Annotated in this window: 15 protein-coding genes and 1 pseudogene; 2 read left to right on the top strand and 14 right to left on the bottom strand. The window is 37.1% G+C overall.

Features of this window, described 5'->3' with window-relative positions:
- Positions 1-79: 79 nt before the first annotated feature.
- The 6 genes from JOD14_RS07715 to JOD14_RS07690 all read right to left on the bottom strand — a co-directional run bounded on the left by JOD14_RS07715 (position 80) and on the right by JOD14_RS07690 (position 6,137).
- Positions 80-2,005: an FAD-dependent oxidoreductase gene (locus JOD14_RS07715; protein ID WP_204654253.1), complete on the bottom strand. Its 1,926-nt coding sequence runs from the start codon at positions 2,003-2,005 to the stop codon at positions 80-82.
- 93 nt (positions 2,006-2,098) lie between these two features.
- Entirely contained in the window at positions 2,099-3,043 is a 945-nt protein-coding gene (locus tag JOD14_RS07710; protein WP_204654252.1) for a helix-turn-helix domain-containing protein, read from the bottom strand.
- A gap of 119 nt (positions 3,044-3,162) precedes the next feature.
- Positions 3,163-3,921, bottom strand: coding sequence for a DNA/RNA non-specific endonuclease (locus JOD14_RS07705; RefSeq protein WP_204654251.1), 759 nt, complete (start codon positions 3,919-3,921; stop codon positions 3,163-3,165).
- A gap of 77 nt (positions 3,922-3,998) precedes the next feature.
- Entirely contained in the window at positions 3,999-4,454 is a 456-nt protein-coding gene (locus JOD14_RS07700) for a hypothetical protein (protein WP_204654250.1), read from the bottom strand.
- 97 nt (positions 4,455-4,551) lie between these two features.
- Entirely contained in the window at positions 4,552-5,772 is a 1,221-nt protein-coding gene (locus JOD14_RS07695; RefSeq protein ID WP_204654249.1) for a CCA tRNA nucleotidyltransferase, read from the bottom strand.
- The gene (locus JOD14_RS07690; RefSeq protein ID WP_204654248.1) at positions 5,769-6,137 is read right to left on the bottom strand and encodes a nucleotide pyrophosphohydrolase; all 369 of its coding nucleotides are present in this window, start codon (positions 6,135-6,137) and stop codon (positions 5,769-5,771) included. Before JOD14_RS07690 ends, JOD14_RS07695 begins: the two co-directional genes overlap by 4 nt.
- Positions 6,138-6,259: 122 nt before the next feature.
- Between JOD14_RS07690 and JOD14_RS07685 the strand changes: the two genes are divergently transcribed.
- Positions 6,260-7,138, top strand: coding sequence for a YitT family protein (locus JOD14_RS07685; protein ID WP_204654247.1), 879 nt, complete (start codon positions 6,260-6,262; stop codon positions 7,136-7,138).
- Positions 7,139-7,197: 59 nt separating this feature from the next.
- Here JOD14_RS07685 and JOD14_RS07680 read toward each other — a convergent pair whose 3' ends face one another.
- The 7 genes from JOD14_RS07680 to ilvB all read right to left on the bottom strand — a co-directional run bounded on the left by JOD14_RS07680 (position 7,198) and on the right by ilvB (position 14,743).
- Positions 7,198-7,752: a YpiB family protein gene (locus JOD14_RS07680; RefSeq protein ID WP_204654246.1), complete on the bottom strand. Its 555-nt coding sequence runs from the start codon at positions 7,750-7,752 to the stop codon at positions 7,198-7,200.
- A gap of 9 nt (positions 7,753-7,761) precedes the next feature.
- The gene (locus JOD14_RS07675; protein ID WP_204654245.1) at positions 7,762-9,021 is read right to left on the bottom strand and encodes a tetratricopeptide repeat protein; all 1,260 of its coding nucleotides are present in this window, start codon (positions 9,019-9,021) and stop codon (positions 7,762-7,764) included.
- Complete coding sequence (locus tag JOD14_RS07670) at positions 9,008-10,075, bottom strand: hypothetical protein (RefSeq protein WP_204654244.1); 1,068 nt, start codon at positions 10,073-10,075, stop codon at positions 9,008-9,010. The genes JOD14_RS07675 and JOD14_RS07670 overlap by 14 nt, the downstream gene beginning before the upstream one ends.
- Before the next feature lie 161 nt (positions 10,076-10,236).
- On the bottom strand, positions 10,237-11,493 hold the full coding sequence (ilvA, locus tag JOD14_RS07665) for a threonine ammonia-lyase IlvA (protein ID WP_204654243.1): 1,257 nt from the start codon (positions 11,491-11,493) through the stop codon (positions 10,237-10,239).
- A gap of 24 nt (positions 11,494-11,517) precedes the next feature.
- Positions 11,518-12,513 (bottom strand): ketol-acid reductoisomerase, encoded by a 996-nt coding sequence (ilvC, locus tag JOD14_RS07660; RefSeq protein WP_204654242.1) that lies wholly within the window; start codon positions 12,511-12,513, stop codon positions 11,518-11,520.
- Between the two features lie 35 nt (positions 12,514-12,548).
- The gene (gene ilvN, locus JOD14_RS07655) at positions 12,549-13,025 is read right to left on the bottom strand and encodes an acetolactate synthase small subunit (RefSeq protein ID WP_204654241.1); all 477 of its coding nucleotides are present in this window, start codon (positions 13,023-13,025) and stop codon (positions 12,549-12,551) included.
- Positions 13,022-14,743 carry a biosynthetic-type acetolactate synthase large subunit gene (gene ilvB, locus JOD14_RS07650; RefSeq protein ID WP_204654240.1) on the bottom strand — a complete coding sequence of 574 codons (1,722 nt, stop codon included), beginning with the start codon at positions 14,741-14,743 and terminating at the stop codon, positions 13,022-13,024. Before ilvB ends, ilvN begins: the two co-directional genes overlap by 4 nt.
- A gap of 482 nt (positions 14,744-15,225) precedes the next feature.
- On the opposite strand from ilvB, the pseudogene JOD14_RS07645 reads away from it, so the two are divergent.
- Positions 15,226-15,432, top strand: a pseudogene (locus JOD14_RS07645) (Sir2 family NAD-dependent protein deacetylase); the annotation flags it as partial.
- Positions 15,433-15,600: 168 nt separating this feature from the next.
- Here the strand turns inward: JOD14_RS07645 and JOD14_RS07640 are convergent.
- A complete protein-coding gene (locus JOD14_RS07640) occupies positions 15,601-15,996 on the bottom strand; it encodes a DDE-type integrase/transposase/recombinase (RefSeq protein ID WP_338031682.1) in 396 nt (131 codons plus the stop codon).
- Between the last annotated feature and the right edge of the window lie 230 nt (positions 15,997-16,226).

Here is a 16,226-nt window from a genome sequence, read left to right as displayed (position 1 = left end):
GCTTTTCAAACGTCAGCTAATTTTTTGTTTTAAAAAAAAGGTAAAGAAAGTATCAACCTTTCATTACCTTTTACTCTTTTTATTTAATTGATTCAGCAGCGTTTTTTCCAGCAAGTCGCCCTGAAGTATAAGCAAATCCTAAAGTCCCACCTTCAAAATCAACATAGGCGCTTCCGTACATTCCACCGGCATCTGCACCAGCAACATATAAATTGTCTACAACTTCGCCTTCTGGTGTCACGGCTTGAATTTGGTCATTGATTCGTACACCTCCAAGTGTTCCAAGATTTCGAGCAACATATTTTACTGCATAAAATGGTCCTTTTGAAACAGAAATCATCCGTTCAGGATCTGAAAAGAATAAGTCATCTTTCCCTTGAGCTTTTGCTGTATTATATTGCGTAACTGAAGCAGATAGATTCGCACCATCCATCCCCATTTGTTCAGCTAACTCACTTACACTATTCGCTTTAAAAACAACTCCTGTTTTTGTTAATTGATCTAATAATGGTGTAAAATCAGTTGGCGTATTTTGACGTTTAATAAAGTCATCTGTATCGTTTGGCTCATTAAATTCATAGAAAAATTGACGATTTCCTTCAAAACGTCCATAAGTATCTTCAATTGCAACCGTTCCGGATTCTTTAATCGTATCTAGCATTCCTTGGTCAAAAATCACATACTCTGTTTGTTTTGGTTGAGAAGCAATCTCAGCTCCATGGACAGAATACAAACTCGCATCTGTTTCATCACTAAAACGTTGGCCAAAAATATTGACACGTAAATTAGGATAAGCAGAAAATGCATTTAACGCAAACCAGTCCCCACCTACTAACTCAGCCATTTGACCAATCTCTTCATTTTTAAAAGTTTCCCAAAAGTACTGTGTCGTACCCGTGCCGTACTTACCTGCTCCAGCGCTCCAAGCCATTTGTAAGCCATCCCCTGTATTGTGCGCAATTTCCCCTTGGGTATTCGGTGTTCCTAAATAATTATCTAACATTTCTTGATTTCCACCATAACCACCACAAGCTAAAATTACAGATTTGGCAGTCACTTCTAAAGTACTTCCATCTTCTTTTTTCGCTTTCACGCCAATAACTTTGCCTTCTTTATTGGTTCGTAATTCGGTTGCGGGAGTGCTAAAGTAGACTTTGCCACCTGCTTGCTCTAAGTTGTTTACTAAATTCGTAATTGCAACGGTTCCACCTTCTTGATACCCGTGCAAAGTTGTCGGAGCATCGCGGTGTTCATAGCCGCCACCAGCACCCGCTTGGACTAAACTCATTTTAGCCCCATTTTCATTTAGCCAATCGACCGTTTGCCCAGCATTGTCAATAATTTCACGTACTAAAATGGAGTTCATATGACCTTGAGAAGCTTCTTTGTAGCGGTCATATAGCCACTCTTTATCTACGGTTGCGTTTTCTTCTACTTGTTGCTTAGAATCCGCCGCAAACATCCCACCTGCTAATGTTCCTGCACCCATTGGTTTCGCTGTTTTTTCTAGTAAAACGACTTCAACACCATTTTGTTTAGCCGTTAAAGCAGCTGCCGAACCTGCAGCTCCAGCTCCGATTACCACAACATCCGTTTCTATTTGTTCAATTTCTTTGTTTTCTTCTTTTGTTTCTTTTGCAACTAGCTTAGCTGGATCCACACCCGCTTTGATCAATGCATCATTTGCCCCATCTTTAATCGCATCAGAAATAACCGTAGCCCCAGCCACTGCATCGACATTCGTTGTTTGTGATTTTACAATATTAGCTGGAATTTTTTCTAAGGCTGCTTCAGCAATGTCTTGTGTTTCATGGTGTTCCAAAACTTGGACTTTTTCGATTTTATCTTTACTCAAGGTTACTTCGACTTTAACGTCTCCGTTTTTTCCTTTTCCAATCCCTTCGTAAGTTCCCGCTTGATACGCCGCTTGGGTACTTTGACAACCTGCCATACTCATTAAGATTAATGGAACAATTAATCCTCGCCACATTTTTTGTTTTTTCATTTTATTTTCCTCCAATTTACGCAATTCGAGCTTGCACATTGTGTAAATTGTAACAAATGAATTTTTAGTAAATAAGAGTAAAGGAACAGATTGTTATTCCTCTTTCCACAGTTTATTTCGCATTTGTCCTGGTGATATTTGATAAAACTCTTTAAACTTTCGGTAAAAGAAAGAAGAAGAGGAATAACCCAAATAATTAATAATTTCTTCAATTGAAATTTGTGGATTCGCTAACAATGATGCTGCCACGTTTAACTTTTTTATTTGAATAAGTTCCATAAAACTTTTACCTGTTGTTTTTTTTAAAGTATTCGATAAATAATTTGGATTATAGCCAAAAAATAAGGCCATCTTATGTAAATCGGCTTTTTGGAAATGAATATCGATGTAATCAAGAAAATCTTCTTTTTGATATTTTGTCTTTTTGGTATATTGTTCTGGTGAAACAAGATAATGACCCTTTAATAGCTCTACCAAACATATTTTTAGATTTAACTCTACAATTAACTTTGAATATTTTGAATTGGTGATTTGCTCTGTAATCAGCCGTTCGATTAAGTAAGAGGGGTCATCTTTTTTATTGACGCCAAACAAGACGTAACCAAAATTGATAACTTGTTTATAAGGGTTGTCTTTTTCTTTGATTTCATTTAAGACTGGTTCTGAGAAAAAATCTTGCAATTTTTTTAAACTTCCAAATTCAACCTTAACCAACATTGTACCAGAATCAATTTGTGCAATTTTATAGATTTTTTCAACTGCTAAATAAAGAATATTGCCTGGTAATAACGTAACTTTTTTATCTTCTACAATGACATCGCACTGCCCACTAAAAACATAAAAGAGCTGCTTTGTTTTTGAAACTTCAAAAACACCTTTTCTTCCAACAGGATGAAGCGCTATTTTTGATATACCTTCATTCGCACTTTCATTTTGATACAACGACAATATTTCCCAATATTCTCTGTCTGTTTCTTCCAGTTGTTCTTGTCTTTTTTGTTTTCCCACAAACAAACTACCTAAATCATAAAAATCCATCATTTTCACCTTTTTTCATCTAAAACTTATCTCTTATTATACCTCAGGCACTTTTAAAATAAAAAACTTTTTGGCGGATACCGTATACAATACATCCGGTATCTTTGCCAAAAAGTTTTTTATTTAGATATTCCTTTTGATTCCCCCGTTTGGTAATCAATCGTATAGCCTGGTTGAACATTATATAAAAAGACATTAAAAGACACCTCATTGTCTTCAATGCTCTGTGCTTCGATTTGTACGCCTCGAGCCACAAGCTCTGTATTTTTAAAGTAAGGCGTCACCCGATAGCGAATATGATTCGTTGTCGATTTGAGATACTTGGCTACAACTTGTTCGTATTCTTTCATCGTCACTTGATTCATATATTGCGTACCTGTCATCAAATTTTTTAAATTGGCGTTTTCTCCTGTAAACTGATGGGCAATTAAGTGTGAACGATTATAGAGCATGTCGCCATTTTGCATTTTCTTTTGTTTCCATCCCGTAGGACGGACACTTGAAATATCACCACGTTTTTCGGTGGGCATAAAATCACGTTGTAACATCGCATCAGCTTGCCCTACTCGATTCAGTGCATCTAAATTTGAAAAATGTTGCCAATAACCTTTTTGTATGCTCAGTTCTGCTTCTGTAAAATTCGGTTTATTTTGATTGATTTCAACAACATAATGATTGCCATCAAATTCAGGTAAGGCTTCTAATGATGGGTACGTTTTTTTCGGTTCGTTGAAGATATCAACAATGGTTTCTAAATTATTTGGATCAAATTTGCTTAAATCAATCTGACCAGCTGTTGCCGTAAAAACTAGTAAAGCAATTAGTCCAAACAGCAAACCTTTTACTTTTGTTTGTTTTCCTTGGTTCTTTTTTACCATTTTTTCTCCATTCATAATCTCGTTTCATAAAAAGAAGCGAAAACTTAAAATTCAAGTTTCCGCCTATTTGTTGCGTTTTATTCGAAGTGATCACCGTAAACATCATCAACTGTTTGATTTGGATCAATTACGATGTATAAGCTCTTTGTTTTTTCGCTGACACGTGTTGATTGGTATTCGTTGTCTAAACCTTCTGTTGATTTGTCTTTGTATGGGAAGTAAACCAAATCAGGGGTACCTGCTTGGTATAAGATTTCCATACGCTCGATGTCTTCGTATTTCAATGCACGAGAGAACATTCCTAATTCTAATCCACCAAGGTTGATATCGTGTGTTGCTACGTGGTCACCTTCTGCATAGATTTCAATTTTGAAACCAGCACATGGGTGAATTTCCACAAATTCGCTTCCTTTGATTCGACCAAAACTAGTGGTAATTTGTTTAATCCATAAGTCTCCGATGTAACGACGATCAACCGTCCATGTTTCTCCATTACGGAATAACAATTTTAAAGCTTTCATTTCTCTTGCCATGTCAAAACGCTCCTTCAGTTTTGTTTGTATGTTACTACTTATTCAGTTTAACATAACAAACTATTAGCGTAAATAAAACCGCTTGAAGTTAAACATTTCACAGATTAATGACTTCAGAATGGTTTGTTTTTAAATAGGTTAGTAAAGCCGCTTGCTCATTGACTACTTCTTGGTTAATGACGGCTTGTTCACACAAACTTAACGCCTCTTTTAACCAAACGCCCCCTCTTTTTTCAAATGTCGTCATTAGGTCATGACCATTTATCGCAAGCTCGGTTAAATGCTTGATTGCAAGTTGCTCATAAGCAGCTAAACTTCTTTGACTTTGTTCCGTTTTACCATAATAAGGCAACAAACTTTCAATAAGAGCGATATTTTCAGCTTGCAATTCATATAACAAAGTTGCCGTGTAAGCTGATTTTTTGCGCCACTGAAGCCCATACACCACTTGTTGCACCTGACGAATCATTTGGTTGGAGCATTTCCACTGTTTTAAAAAAGAACGGATTTCATTTTCTGACAAAGCAAGTTGATCAACGAGTAACGCCCATGCTTGTACTTCATTTTGCAGTGGACGATCTGGTAAAGCAGCAAAGGCCTCTAAAGCCTGGCGTTGTTCTTTTAGCCCTGGACAATAGTCGTAACACTTTGTTTCAATTAACATGGCAATGCCAAGTTTTCGATTCACCCCTAAAAGCAATTTGACAAATTCGATATTTATGCGTTCAACAGAAATCTTGCTTAGTAATGCATGGTTTTCAAGAATGGATGCTTTCGTTTTTTCTTCTAAAGTAAAGCCTAATTGACTAACAAAACGCAACCCACGCATCATTCGAAGGGCATCTTCATGAAATCGCTCGTACGGATCACCAACTGCTCGTAAAATTTGTCGTTCTAAATCTTCTAGGCCGCCAAACAAGTCAATCACGGCCCCATCTTCTTTTAGTGCAAAGGCATTAATCGTAAAGTCACGCCGCTTGAGATCTTCTTCTAATGAACGAACAAATTCTACATGATCGGGGCGTCGAAAATCTTGATACGTAGATTCGGTTCGGAAGGTAGTAATCTCATATTGCTCTTCCTCTTCTAGAACCAAGACGGTGCCGTGTTCAATCCCAACATCCACTGTGCGAGGAAATAATGCTTTAATTTCAGCTGGAAAAGCACTTGTTGCAATGTCAACATCGTGGATGGGATGATTCAATAAAACATCTCGCACGCTTCCTCCAACAAAGTAAGCTTCAAAGCCTGCCTGTTCAATTTTTTTTAAGATTGGTAAGGCTTTTTCATATTCAATTGGTAATTTTTTTAGTTTCACTTTTCCTCACCTTTCTTTGTTTCTTCTGTCATTCCGTCTTTTCGTTCAAAACGAAAATGGTCTCGTTGTCGAAACTTCGCCATATTGGTTTCAAAAGCTTGCGTTAAATCAATTTCTAACGCATTGGCCATAATGATTGTCGTAATTAAGACATCGGTTAATTCTTCTGCTACTTCCTTTGCCGGTTCACTGATTTTTTTGGTTTTTTCACCATAATTGTGATTGACTTCTCGCGCCAATTCTCCTACTTCTTCGGTTAGACGAGCAAGTAGCGTTAAAGGGGAAAAATACCCTGCTTTAAATTGTTGAATATAATCATCGACTTCGCTTTGCATCGTAGCTAAAGTTTTATTTTCTTTTTCCATTGATTGCACCTCAGCTCTATCTTAGCAAAAGAAAAGTAAAATTCCTAGAAAAAGAAAATTGTCCTGGGGCTTTTTTCATGATACATTTAACTGTAGTTTGTTAGTGAAAAGGAGTCTTGCCAATGAAACATCTATTTTCTATTAAAACACTACGAGATTTTGTTGTGATGATTATCGGTACCGCGATTTTTGCGTTTGCGATTGTTTATTTAAATATTCCAAATGACTTAGCAGAAGGGGGCATTACAGGAATTACCTTAATTTTACGGGCGCTATTTGGAATTAACCCTGCTTTGAGTACGCTTATTTTAAATATCCCCTTAATTTTTATTGGCCGAAAATATTTAGGTGTTCGAACTTTTTATTATACGATTGTAGGGACGGTGGCTCTTTCTTTTTGGTTAGCTGTTTGGCAAAAAATTCCTATCGTCATTGATTTAGAGCATGATATTTTAATTGCTGCCTTGCTCGGTGGGGTCATTACTGGTGTAGGTAGTGGGATGGTCTATCGGGTAGGTGGCACAACTGGTGGTAGTGATATTTTAGCGCGTATTGTTGAAAAATATTTCGGCATTTCCGTTGGTCGTTCTTTGTTAATCTTTGATAGTCTTGTTTTAGTTGCTTCTTTATCTTATATCGACTTAAACAAAATGATGTATACTCTTATTTTTGCTTACGTCTTTTCGCGAGTGATTGATTCGGTGTTAGATGGTGGTTATTCAGCCAAAGGACTTTTAATTATGTCTGAAAAAAATGAAGAAATCGCGCCAAAACTAATGGAAGAACTTGACCGTGGGATTACTTTTCTAAATGGTGAAGGGGGTTTTTCAAAGATTGATAAACGGATTATTTACATGGTTTTGACACCAAGAGAAATTTCTCAAGCCAAAGAAGTCATTCACGAATTTGATAAAAATGCCTTCATTTCAGTCATTAATGTTCATGAAGTGCTCGGTGAAGGCTTTAGTTATAAACGAAAGAAAAAGAAATTATTCGGTTAAAAAATGAATAGACAAAAAAGAAAGCGGTAGAAACAAGCTCTGCCGCTTTCTTTTTATGCTTACTGTAAGACTTCTTTTTGCTCTAATAAAGCTTTCACTTGATTCGTCAAGGCTAAAAAAGTTGCTTGATCGCCTTCTTCAAGGGCTTCATCAATTTGACGATACAGTCCTTGAATTTGCAGATCAATTTCTTCTTGCTTCAAGTAGTGATTGACTTTATTAACCATCTCTAGATCCAAAGAATCATTCCATTTATGGTAAGGATTGTCTTCTAAAACAGCTAAATAAAAATCATTGTTCCACGATTCAGGGAAAATACATTCCAAATAAAGTGGTTTTTGCCAATTAAAACGAATTTCATGAAAAATTTGATCGCTATCAACAAAAACTTGTCCATCTAGATGTAAAGCGATGGATTGATCAGAGACAGTTGAGCTTTTCACACAAATTCCTCGAGGGGTTGCTTTTGCTGCTTCAACAAAAACAACACGACTTAAAATCGTTTCATGGGTGACTAAATAATTTAAAATCCAAGAAACTTCCCTTTGAACAAAATACTCATGGGTAATTAACCAAGTTAAAAATCTTTTTTTGTCTACTACATCAATGGCCATCTTTCACGCCTACCTTTCTTGTAAGTCTTCTAAGATTGACAGTACTTCTAAATCTCCTGGCTCCAAATTCAAATAATTGACTAAATATTCACTCGCTTCTCTTAAACGGCCTTCTTCGCGCAAGAATAATCCATACTCTTTTAAGAAATCGGCTTCGTCTTGCAATGAAAAACTCGCTTCAGCATAAAATTTTGCGGCTTGTTCAAATTCTTCTAGTTGGTAGTAAGCTTGCGCTAAGTTCCATAAAGCATAAGGTTGATCGGTATTTTCCATCGCCTCAACTGCTTCAATCGCTTCTTCGTATAACTCTTCAGATAAATATAAGTTACTTAAAATTAATAACGTTTCGTCTTCTTTTTCACCGGTTTGCAAAGCATCAATCAGATATTGTTCGGCCTTTTTACTATCATGAAGTCGATAACTATTTTCTGAAGCAAAATGATAAAAATCAACTTGATAAGGGTTTTCCTTGAGCCCTTCTTCGATTACGGCTTGTGCTTCTTCTAAACGCTCTTCTGCTTGTAATGCTTCCGCTAAATATAAATAAACAGCTTGATATTGCGGATCTAATTGCCGAATTTTATCGAGTGCTTCAATCGCTTTTTCATTTTCTTTTAGTTGTAACTGGACAAAAGCCAATTGGAATAAATTATCGGGCGTTTCTTTTTTTTCAACCGCTGCTTCTAAATAAGGAATAGACGCTTCAAAATCACCTTGCATACTAAGCAAATTGCCGATTCTTTCGACAAGTGCCACGCCAGCCACTTCTTCCATTTTTAAAGCGAGTAATTTTTGGTATTGTTCATGTGCTTTAGACCATTGTTGATTTGAAAAATATAATTCAGCTAAAGCAAAAGTAATTAATGGCTCTTCTGGTAAGATTTTTTCGGCTTCTTTCAGTTTCGCTTCACTAACTTCTGGAATACCTAAAACTTGGTAAATATCAGCCGTAATGAGCAAAGCGCTCGGATAATTTTCACTGTTTGGTTGGATTTTTTCTAGGTACGCAAAAGCTGCTTCAATATCATCGTTTTCAATGGCAATTTCAGCTAATGGTAGTAAAAAATCCGCTTCATTTTCAGGTAATCGTTTAATTAGCGTTTCATAAATGCTTTTTGTTTCCTCTAAAAACCCCATCGAAAATAAGACTTCGCCTAACTCCATTAAAATTTCTGATTGGTCTTTTCGTAGTGCCTCATTTAATTCAATTTGTGCTTGCGCTAAATCTTCTTGCTCAAGTGCAAGTAACATTTTTTCACTGTGCGTCATTTGGTTTTCTCCTTAGATGAAATTGAGAGAGGTGCTTATAAGTTTCAAAGCCTTTGATTAAATCCGCTGCTTTGACGGCCTTTTTATCACCAAGCACCCCAATTTGCGTAATGATTGGTAAATATCTTTTATCTTCTAATAAATTTAACACATTTTCTAGGTATTCCGCCATGAAAATTTGTTCAGGAATTTCTAAAGGAAAACCTAGATAGGCTAACCAATGATAAAAATTTTCAAAATGAAATGGAAAATCTTGAACAACCGCGTTCCAAGAAAAATGAAGCAAAAAACCCAGTAATCGCTTCATGTTTTCAGACAAAAGGTGACCATTTTGTGTAAGATAAAAGGCTTCTTCAAAAATTTTCCCGTAAGCTTGAATTTCAAGCGCTCGCTCTTCATAGGCTTGTGTCAACTCTTCAATAAATGCCGCTAATGAGTTCGTTTGACGCTGTTTTGGATTAGGGAATTCTTGATAAAGTCGTTGTAGTAAAGAATAATCATACAATAATGCTGTTTGAATAAAAACCCATAAGTCGACAAGTTTCCCTTCATTTTGAAAAGTCATCATCGTCTGGTCAACAAAAATTTCTTTTGGCAAGTTTATTTGTTTTAAAACGGGTAGACTTGTTTTTTGTTGAATTGTCATCTGGGGAATCAAAGCTTGTGCGTAGCTTTGAAATGAGACAGGAATTACCCAAAACGTACTAGACAAAATACTCACTTGTTGTAAAAAACCGGTTAATTCAACAACCCCAGCATTGCCAAGAGCGATAAATAAGTATTCTTTTGACTTTGGAAAGGGCTCCAAAAAATGAAGCAGGCTCATCCACTCTTCTAATGTATTGGCATATAATTGATTGCGACAAATATACCAGTCAATTTGATTTTTTTTAAACAGGGTTGGCATTTTTTCAAAAAAATGTTCATAGTAACGCTGATTCGTCAAAATAACAAGGTGTTTTTCCGCAATTTGACTCGTATCAATACTCGCACTCAAAGATGCGCCGTACGTTATCTTTGTCTTTTGTTGGGCATTTTGATAGTGAATTTGCATCTGCCATCACCTCTTTTATTCGTTACTTGTATTATAACACAGCCTTTTGTATTCTCAACGAAACAAGTTTTTTATCGTCCTTTGGATAGGAGTTCTTTGCTAATTAGCCGACACAATAAAAACCGCTTAGGATATTTTACTTTCCTAAACGGTTTTTATTCTTAAACTAACAAGGTAAACAAAGTTGGATTCTCGTTAATTTTAACATAATTGGGATCAAAGTCAGCAATTCGGTCAAATAAAGGGGGAACATCTTTTGATTCTTTTGATAAAACCCCTAACATCACTGGGCCTTTGCCACGATTAATTTTTTTCGTGTATTCAAATCGAGTAATATCATCATTGGGCCCTAGTACATCGTTCACAAATTCTTTTAACGCACCTGGTCTTTGCGGAAAATGTACTAAGAAATAATTCATGACTCCTTGATAAATGAGCGCCCGTTCTTCGATTTCAGCCATTCTTGAGCTATCGTTATTCCCACCACTAATGATGCAGACAACTGTTTTTCCTTTAATTTCTTCCTTCATTGTTTCTAAGGCAGAAACGCTAAGTGCACCCGCTGGTTCGGCCACAATGGCTTGTTTCGCGTAAAGTTCTAAAATGGTTTGGCAAACGTGGCCTTCATCAATGGTAATGAGTTGATCGACGTGTTTATGACTTTGTTGATAAGTCAATTCGCCAACTTTTTTCACTGCTGCACCATCAACAAATTTGTCAATTTCGGCTAAATCAACCGGCTTTTCCTCTTCAAAAGCTGCTTGCATGGAAGCGGCGCCTTTTGGTTCAACACCAATGACTTTCGTTGCGGGGCTGACTTCTTTGACAAAAGTACTCACGCCACTAATTAAACCGCCACCGCCGATTGCAACCATCACATAGTCTGGTTGCAAATTCAGCTTTGCAAAGTCTTCCATCACTTCAACTGCGACTGTCCCTTGACCGGCGATGACTGATGGATCATCAAACGGATCAATAAAAGGCATCCCTTCTAAAAAGGCATATTCTTTTGCTGCTTGGGCCGATAAATCAAACGTGTCACCTACTAATCGAATAGTCACCCATTTACCGCCAAAAAATTCAACTTGACTAACTTTTTGGCTCGGTGTCGTAATTGGCATAAAAATCGTTGCTGGGATTTGTCTTTCGCTACAAGCATAGGCGACTCCTTGTGCATGATTTCCGGCACTCGCACAAACGACTCCTTGTTTTAATTCTTCTGGACTCTTTGATTGAATGGCATAATACGCCCCTCGTAATTTAAACGAGCGCACTTTTTGTAAATCTTCTCGTTTTAAATAAATTTGTGATTGATATTTCTCTGATAAGTAACGGTCATATTGTAAAGGGGTGTGCAAAACCGCTCCTTTTAGCGCTTCGTGAGCCGTTTTAATTTGTTTGCTTGTCACGTAGTCCAAATGATTCCCCTCACTTTTTATTTATTAATCTTGACCTTGAACAAATGGCATCATTTTACGCAATTCTGCTCCAACAGTCTCGATTGGATGACCCGCTCTTTCCGCACGCATTGCTTTAAAGTTTTTAAAGTCTTGTGCATTGTCTTCAATAAAGCCATTGGCAAAGTTGCCATTTTGAATGTCTGTTAATACTTCTTTCATTCGGTCTTTTACATCCGAAGTAATGACACGTGGGCCTGAAACATAATCGCCATATTCTGCCGTGTTTGAAATCGAATCGCGCATTTTCTTAAAGCCACCTTCATAGATTAAGTCAATAATTAATTTTAATTCATGACAAACTTCAAAATAAGCTAACTCTGGTTGGTAACCTGCTTCGGTTAAAGTCTCAAAACCAGCTTCAATTAAACTTGTTAAGCCTCCGCAAAGAACCGCTTGTTCACCAAATAAATCCGTTTCTGTTTCCTCTTTAAAGGTTGTTTCTAAAACACCAACACGGGTTGCCCCAATTCCTTTTGCATAAGCCAATGCTTTTTCTTTCGCTTGACCACTTGCATCTTGGTAAACCGCGTATAAAGCTGGCACCGCAAAACCTTCCGTAAATGTACGACGAACTAAGTGTCCTGGTCCTTTTGGCGCTACTAGGAAAACATCTACATCAGATGGAGGAGCAATCACGTTAAAGTGAACGTTAAATCCATGGGCAAAGACGAGTGAATTGCCTGCTTCTAAGTTTGGTGCAATTTCATTTTCATAAAGTGCGCCTTGAATTTCATCTGGTGCTAAAATCATAACAACGTCTGCTTTTTTAGTTGCTTCACTTACTGGGTAAACGTCAAAGCCATCTTCACGAGCCGCTTGAGCAGATTTCCCTTCACGTAGACCAATAATGACTTGATGGCCATTGTCGCGTAAGTTTTGTGCGTGAGCATGCCCTTGGGAGCCATACCCAATAATTGCAATCGTTTTTCCTTTCAATTCATCCGTTGTTACGCTCTCATCATAATATACTTTAACCATTTATTCTTCCTCCAATTTATCTGTTTTTTTATATGTTAACCACGAACAAGTCCCGTAATACCGGTGCGGGCAAGCTGTTTTAAACCGTATGGGCGTAAAACTTCAATACACGCGTCGACTTTTTCGTGAGTTCCAACCACTTGAATCATAATTGTTTTTTGTGCCACATCGACAATATCTGCTCGAAATGGCGCGATTACTGCTTGAATTTCTGAACGAATCGTTGTTGGTGCGTTGACTTTAATTAAAGCCAATTCTCTTTCTAAATGGGGGTCGTCTGTGATATCTGAAACTTTCATCACTTCAATTTGTTTGTTTAGCTGTTTCAATACTTGCTCAGCTTCCGCATTGTCTTGCACGTTAACGACAATTGTCATACGTGAAAGGTCAAATTGTTCCGTCACGCCAACTGATATGCTCTCAATATTCACTTGACGACGATTTAGGACACTCGTAATTCGACTTAATACACCCGATTTATTTGCGACTAAAGCAACTAATACCCGTCTCATTTCCCATCCACCCCAATCATATGATGATTTGGTGCTCCTGATGGCACCATTGGTAATACATGTTCGGTTGTTGAAATGACTACTTCAATGAGCTGTGGGCCTTTATAAGCAAAAGCATCCACTAAATCTTGTGAAATTGTTGCGGGGTTATCTAGACGAGTCGCTTTCACACCATAAGCTTCTGATAATTTAATAAAATCTGGTTGGTATTCAAAGACCGATGCACTACGACGATTGTTGTGGAAACGCTCTTGCCACTGGCGAACCATCCCTAGTGAAGAATTATTTAATAAAATGAATTTTACATTCAAACCATATTCATTTAGTAACATCATTTCTTGGTTGGTCATTTGGAAACCACCATCGCCTACAAAAACAACGACATCTCTATCTGGGTGAGCAAATTGGGCGCCGATTCCTGCTGGGACACCATATCCCATCGTGCCAAGTCCGCCACTTGTAATAAGTTGTTTACCAAATGTAAAAGGATAAAATTGAGCTGCCCACATTTGATGCTGCCCAACATCTGTAATTACATACGCTTCACCGTTCGTTATCTTGCCTATTTCTTCAATCACTTGTTGCGGTTTGATTTCGGTCGGGTGATTTTTTTCATATACATAAGGAAATTCCTCTTTGCGTTTTTGACAAAGGTTTTGCCAAGCTGCAAAATCCGTTTCAACAGTTGGATAATCTAGGAATTTTTCTAAAGCTTTTTTAGCATCTGCCACAATTGGAATATCAGTTGAAATTACCTTGCCAATTTCAGCTGGATCAATATCAACATGAGCAATCGTTGCAAGTGGCGCAAATTCAGCCGGTGCCGTAGCTAAACGGTCATCAAAGCGGCTACCTATATTTAACAAGAAATCACATTCATACAGTGCCATATTGGCCGCATAAGTACCATGCATTCCTCCCATTCCGATAAAGTCTGGCGATGACGTTGGTAAAGCACCTAAACCCAACAATGTTGAAACAGTCGGAATATGATATTTTTCAGCGAAAGCACGTAATTCTTCTTCTCCACCAGCAGCGGTAATTCCTGCACCAATTAATAAAACAGGGCGACGTGCTTTGTGTAAAGCTTGCATGACCTTTTCAATTTGACTTTCTGCCGGATAGATATTCGGTTGATAACTACTCAACCCTTTAAATTCACAAACTGCTTGTTTATAGGCATGTTCCATTGTCATATCTTTTGGCAAATCAATCAAAACGGGGCCTTTTCGTCCAGTTGTCGCAATATGAAAGGCTTCAATAATGGTCTGTTCCAGTTCCTTCACATCGCGTACCTGATAGTTATGCTTTGTAATCGGAAGGGTAATACCTAAAACATCTGCTTCTTGAAAGGCGTCTTTTCCAACGACTCGGCTAGATACTTGCCCCGTAATTACGACCAATGGCGTTGAATCTGCCATCGCATCCGCAATCCCTGTAACCACATTTGTTGCCCCAGGACCACTTGTTACAAGGACAACACCTGGTCTTCCAGTCGCTTTTGCATAGCCTTGAGCCGCGTGGACTGCTCCTTGTTCATGACGTGTTAAAATGTTTGGAATCTCCTCATCATACAACGAGTCATAAATCGGTAAAACGGCCCCACCAGGATAACCAAAAATCATTTCAACATCTTGATCTTTTAAACACTTAATTAACAGGTCAGCCCCAGAATAGGACGTTTCTTTTTGCTGTTTTTCTTCTTTTGTGTTTTCCATTACCTTCCCTCCTACTCTTTCCAATCCCCTCAATATCTTTTATCTTTTCAATTCATGAAAATAAAAATTAAAAAGCATCCTTCTACTTGTTGGTAGAATAGGATGCTTTCATAAAGAATCCTATTCTCGTAAACACGAACAGGACTCAAACAACGGCATAAATCTTCTCCGTGTTATAAGCCCTTTACCTAATAATGACTAATAAAAATAGGTTGTTCGTATACATGAAAATCGTCTCCTTTTTGCAGATGGATATTTTTTAATTTTTTTATAATATATACTTAATCAAATTAAAAGTCAATGAATATTGTCAGAAAATTTGAAATTAATTTAGAATCCAGTGAAATTCACTGGAAAAACGCCTTATTTATTACTTTTTTCGACTTTTCTTCTTTTTTTTCAATTTTTTTTGAGATAATCAATTTTTTTATTTTTTGTCATTATTCTTTTTTTACGCGTATAATGAGAATGAGGTGATTAATATGAAAATAATAGGTCATTCAGATGCCATTAAAAAAATCAAACAAGCACACCGGATTACTTTTTTAACTGGTGCCGGGATTTCTACCCCTTCTGGTATCCCAGATTATCGCTCGCTTAAGGGCGTCTATCACGGAATTGAAACACCAGAATATTTACTCAGCATTGATTGTTTAGATCATGAACCAAAAAAGTTTTACGACTGGATTTGAGTCAATATCTTAGACACGATTTGTGAGAATTTTTTTCGAGATTTCCTGCAGAAGAGTTTCCTATTGTTTCCATCTGTCGTCAAGCCAAAACCGCTTGACAACAGATGAAAACAATGGCGTCTTAAACCTGCGAAATTCTCGCCAAAAAAATGGTAGGTGAAGAGATCAAGAGATTTCAAGCGCCTGCTGTTCCATTTCAATTGGGGTTAAATATTTAATACTGCTGTGAATTCGTTTGCGATTATAAAATCCTTCAATATAACAGAAAATTGCTTGATGTGCTTCTTCATAGGTTTGATACTCATGATGATGGATTTCTTCTTTTTTGATACTGGCATGAAAAGATTCGATCCCTGCGTTATCATAAGGGCATCCTTTTCGACTAAAAGAATGTGCAATATTCTTCTCTTGTAGTGTTTTTTCAAAGGCTACACTTGTGTATTGTGAACCTTGATCAGAGTGTAAAATTAAGTCGCTTGTAATTTCCTGATTGCGTAATGCGTTCTCTACTGTTTCTAAAACTAAGTCTGTCGTCATCTGTTTACCAAAGCGCCATCCAATATTTTTTTTGAATGTAAATCTTGAATTGAAGATAAATAATGTCTACTGAATAAATTAAAAACGTTGAAACGACGCCATTTACCTCCGATATTTGGTATAATTAATGCAATACTTTTAACGATAGAACACGAAAATCCGTGCACTTTTATCAATTTTGGAGGCCTCTGATGTATAAACCACAAATTTACACACAACTTACTTTTGAAGATTTCAATCAACCGGTTGGCTTA

This window comes from Enterococcus lemanii (assembly GCF_016909125.1).
GTDB lineage: Bacteria > Bacillota > Bacilli > Lactobacillales > Enterococcaceae > Enterococcus_I > Enterococcus_I lemanii.
This window is presented reverse-complemented; position numbering and strand designations above follow the sequence as displayed.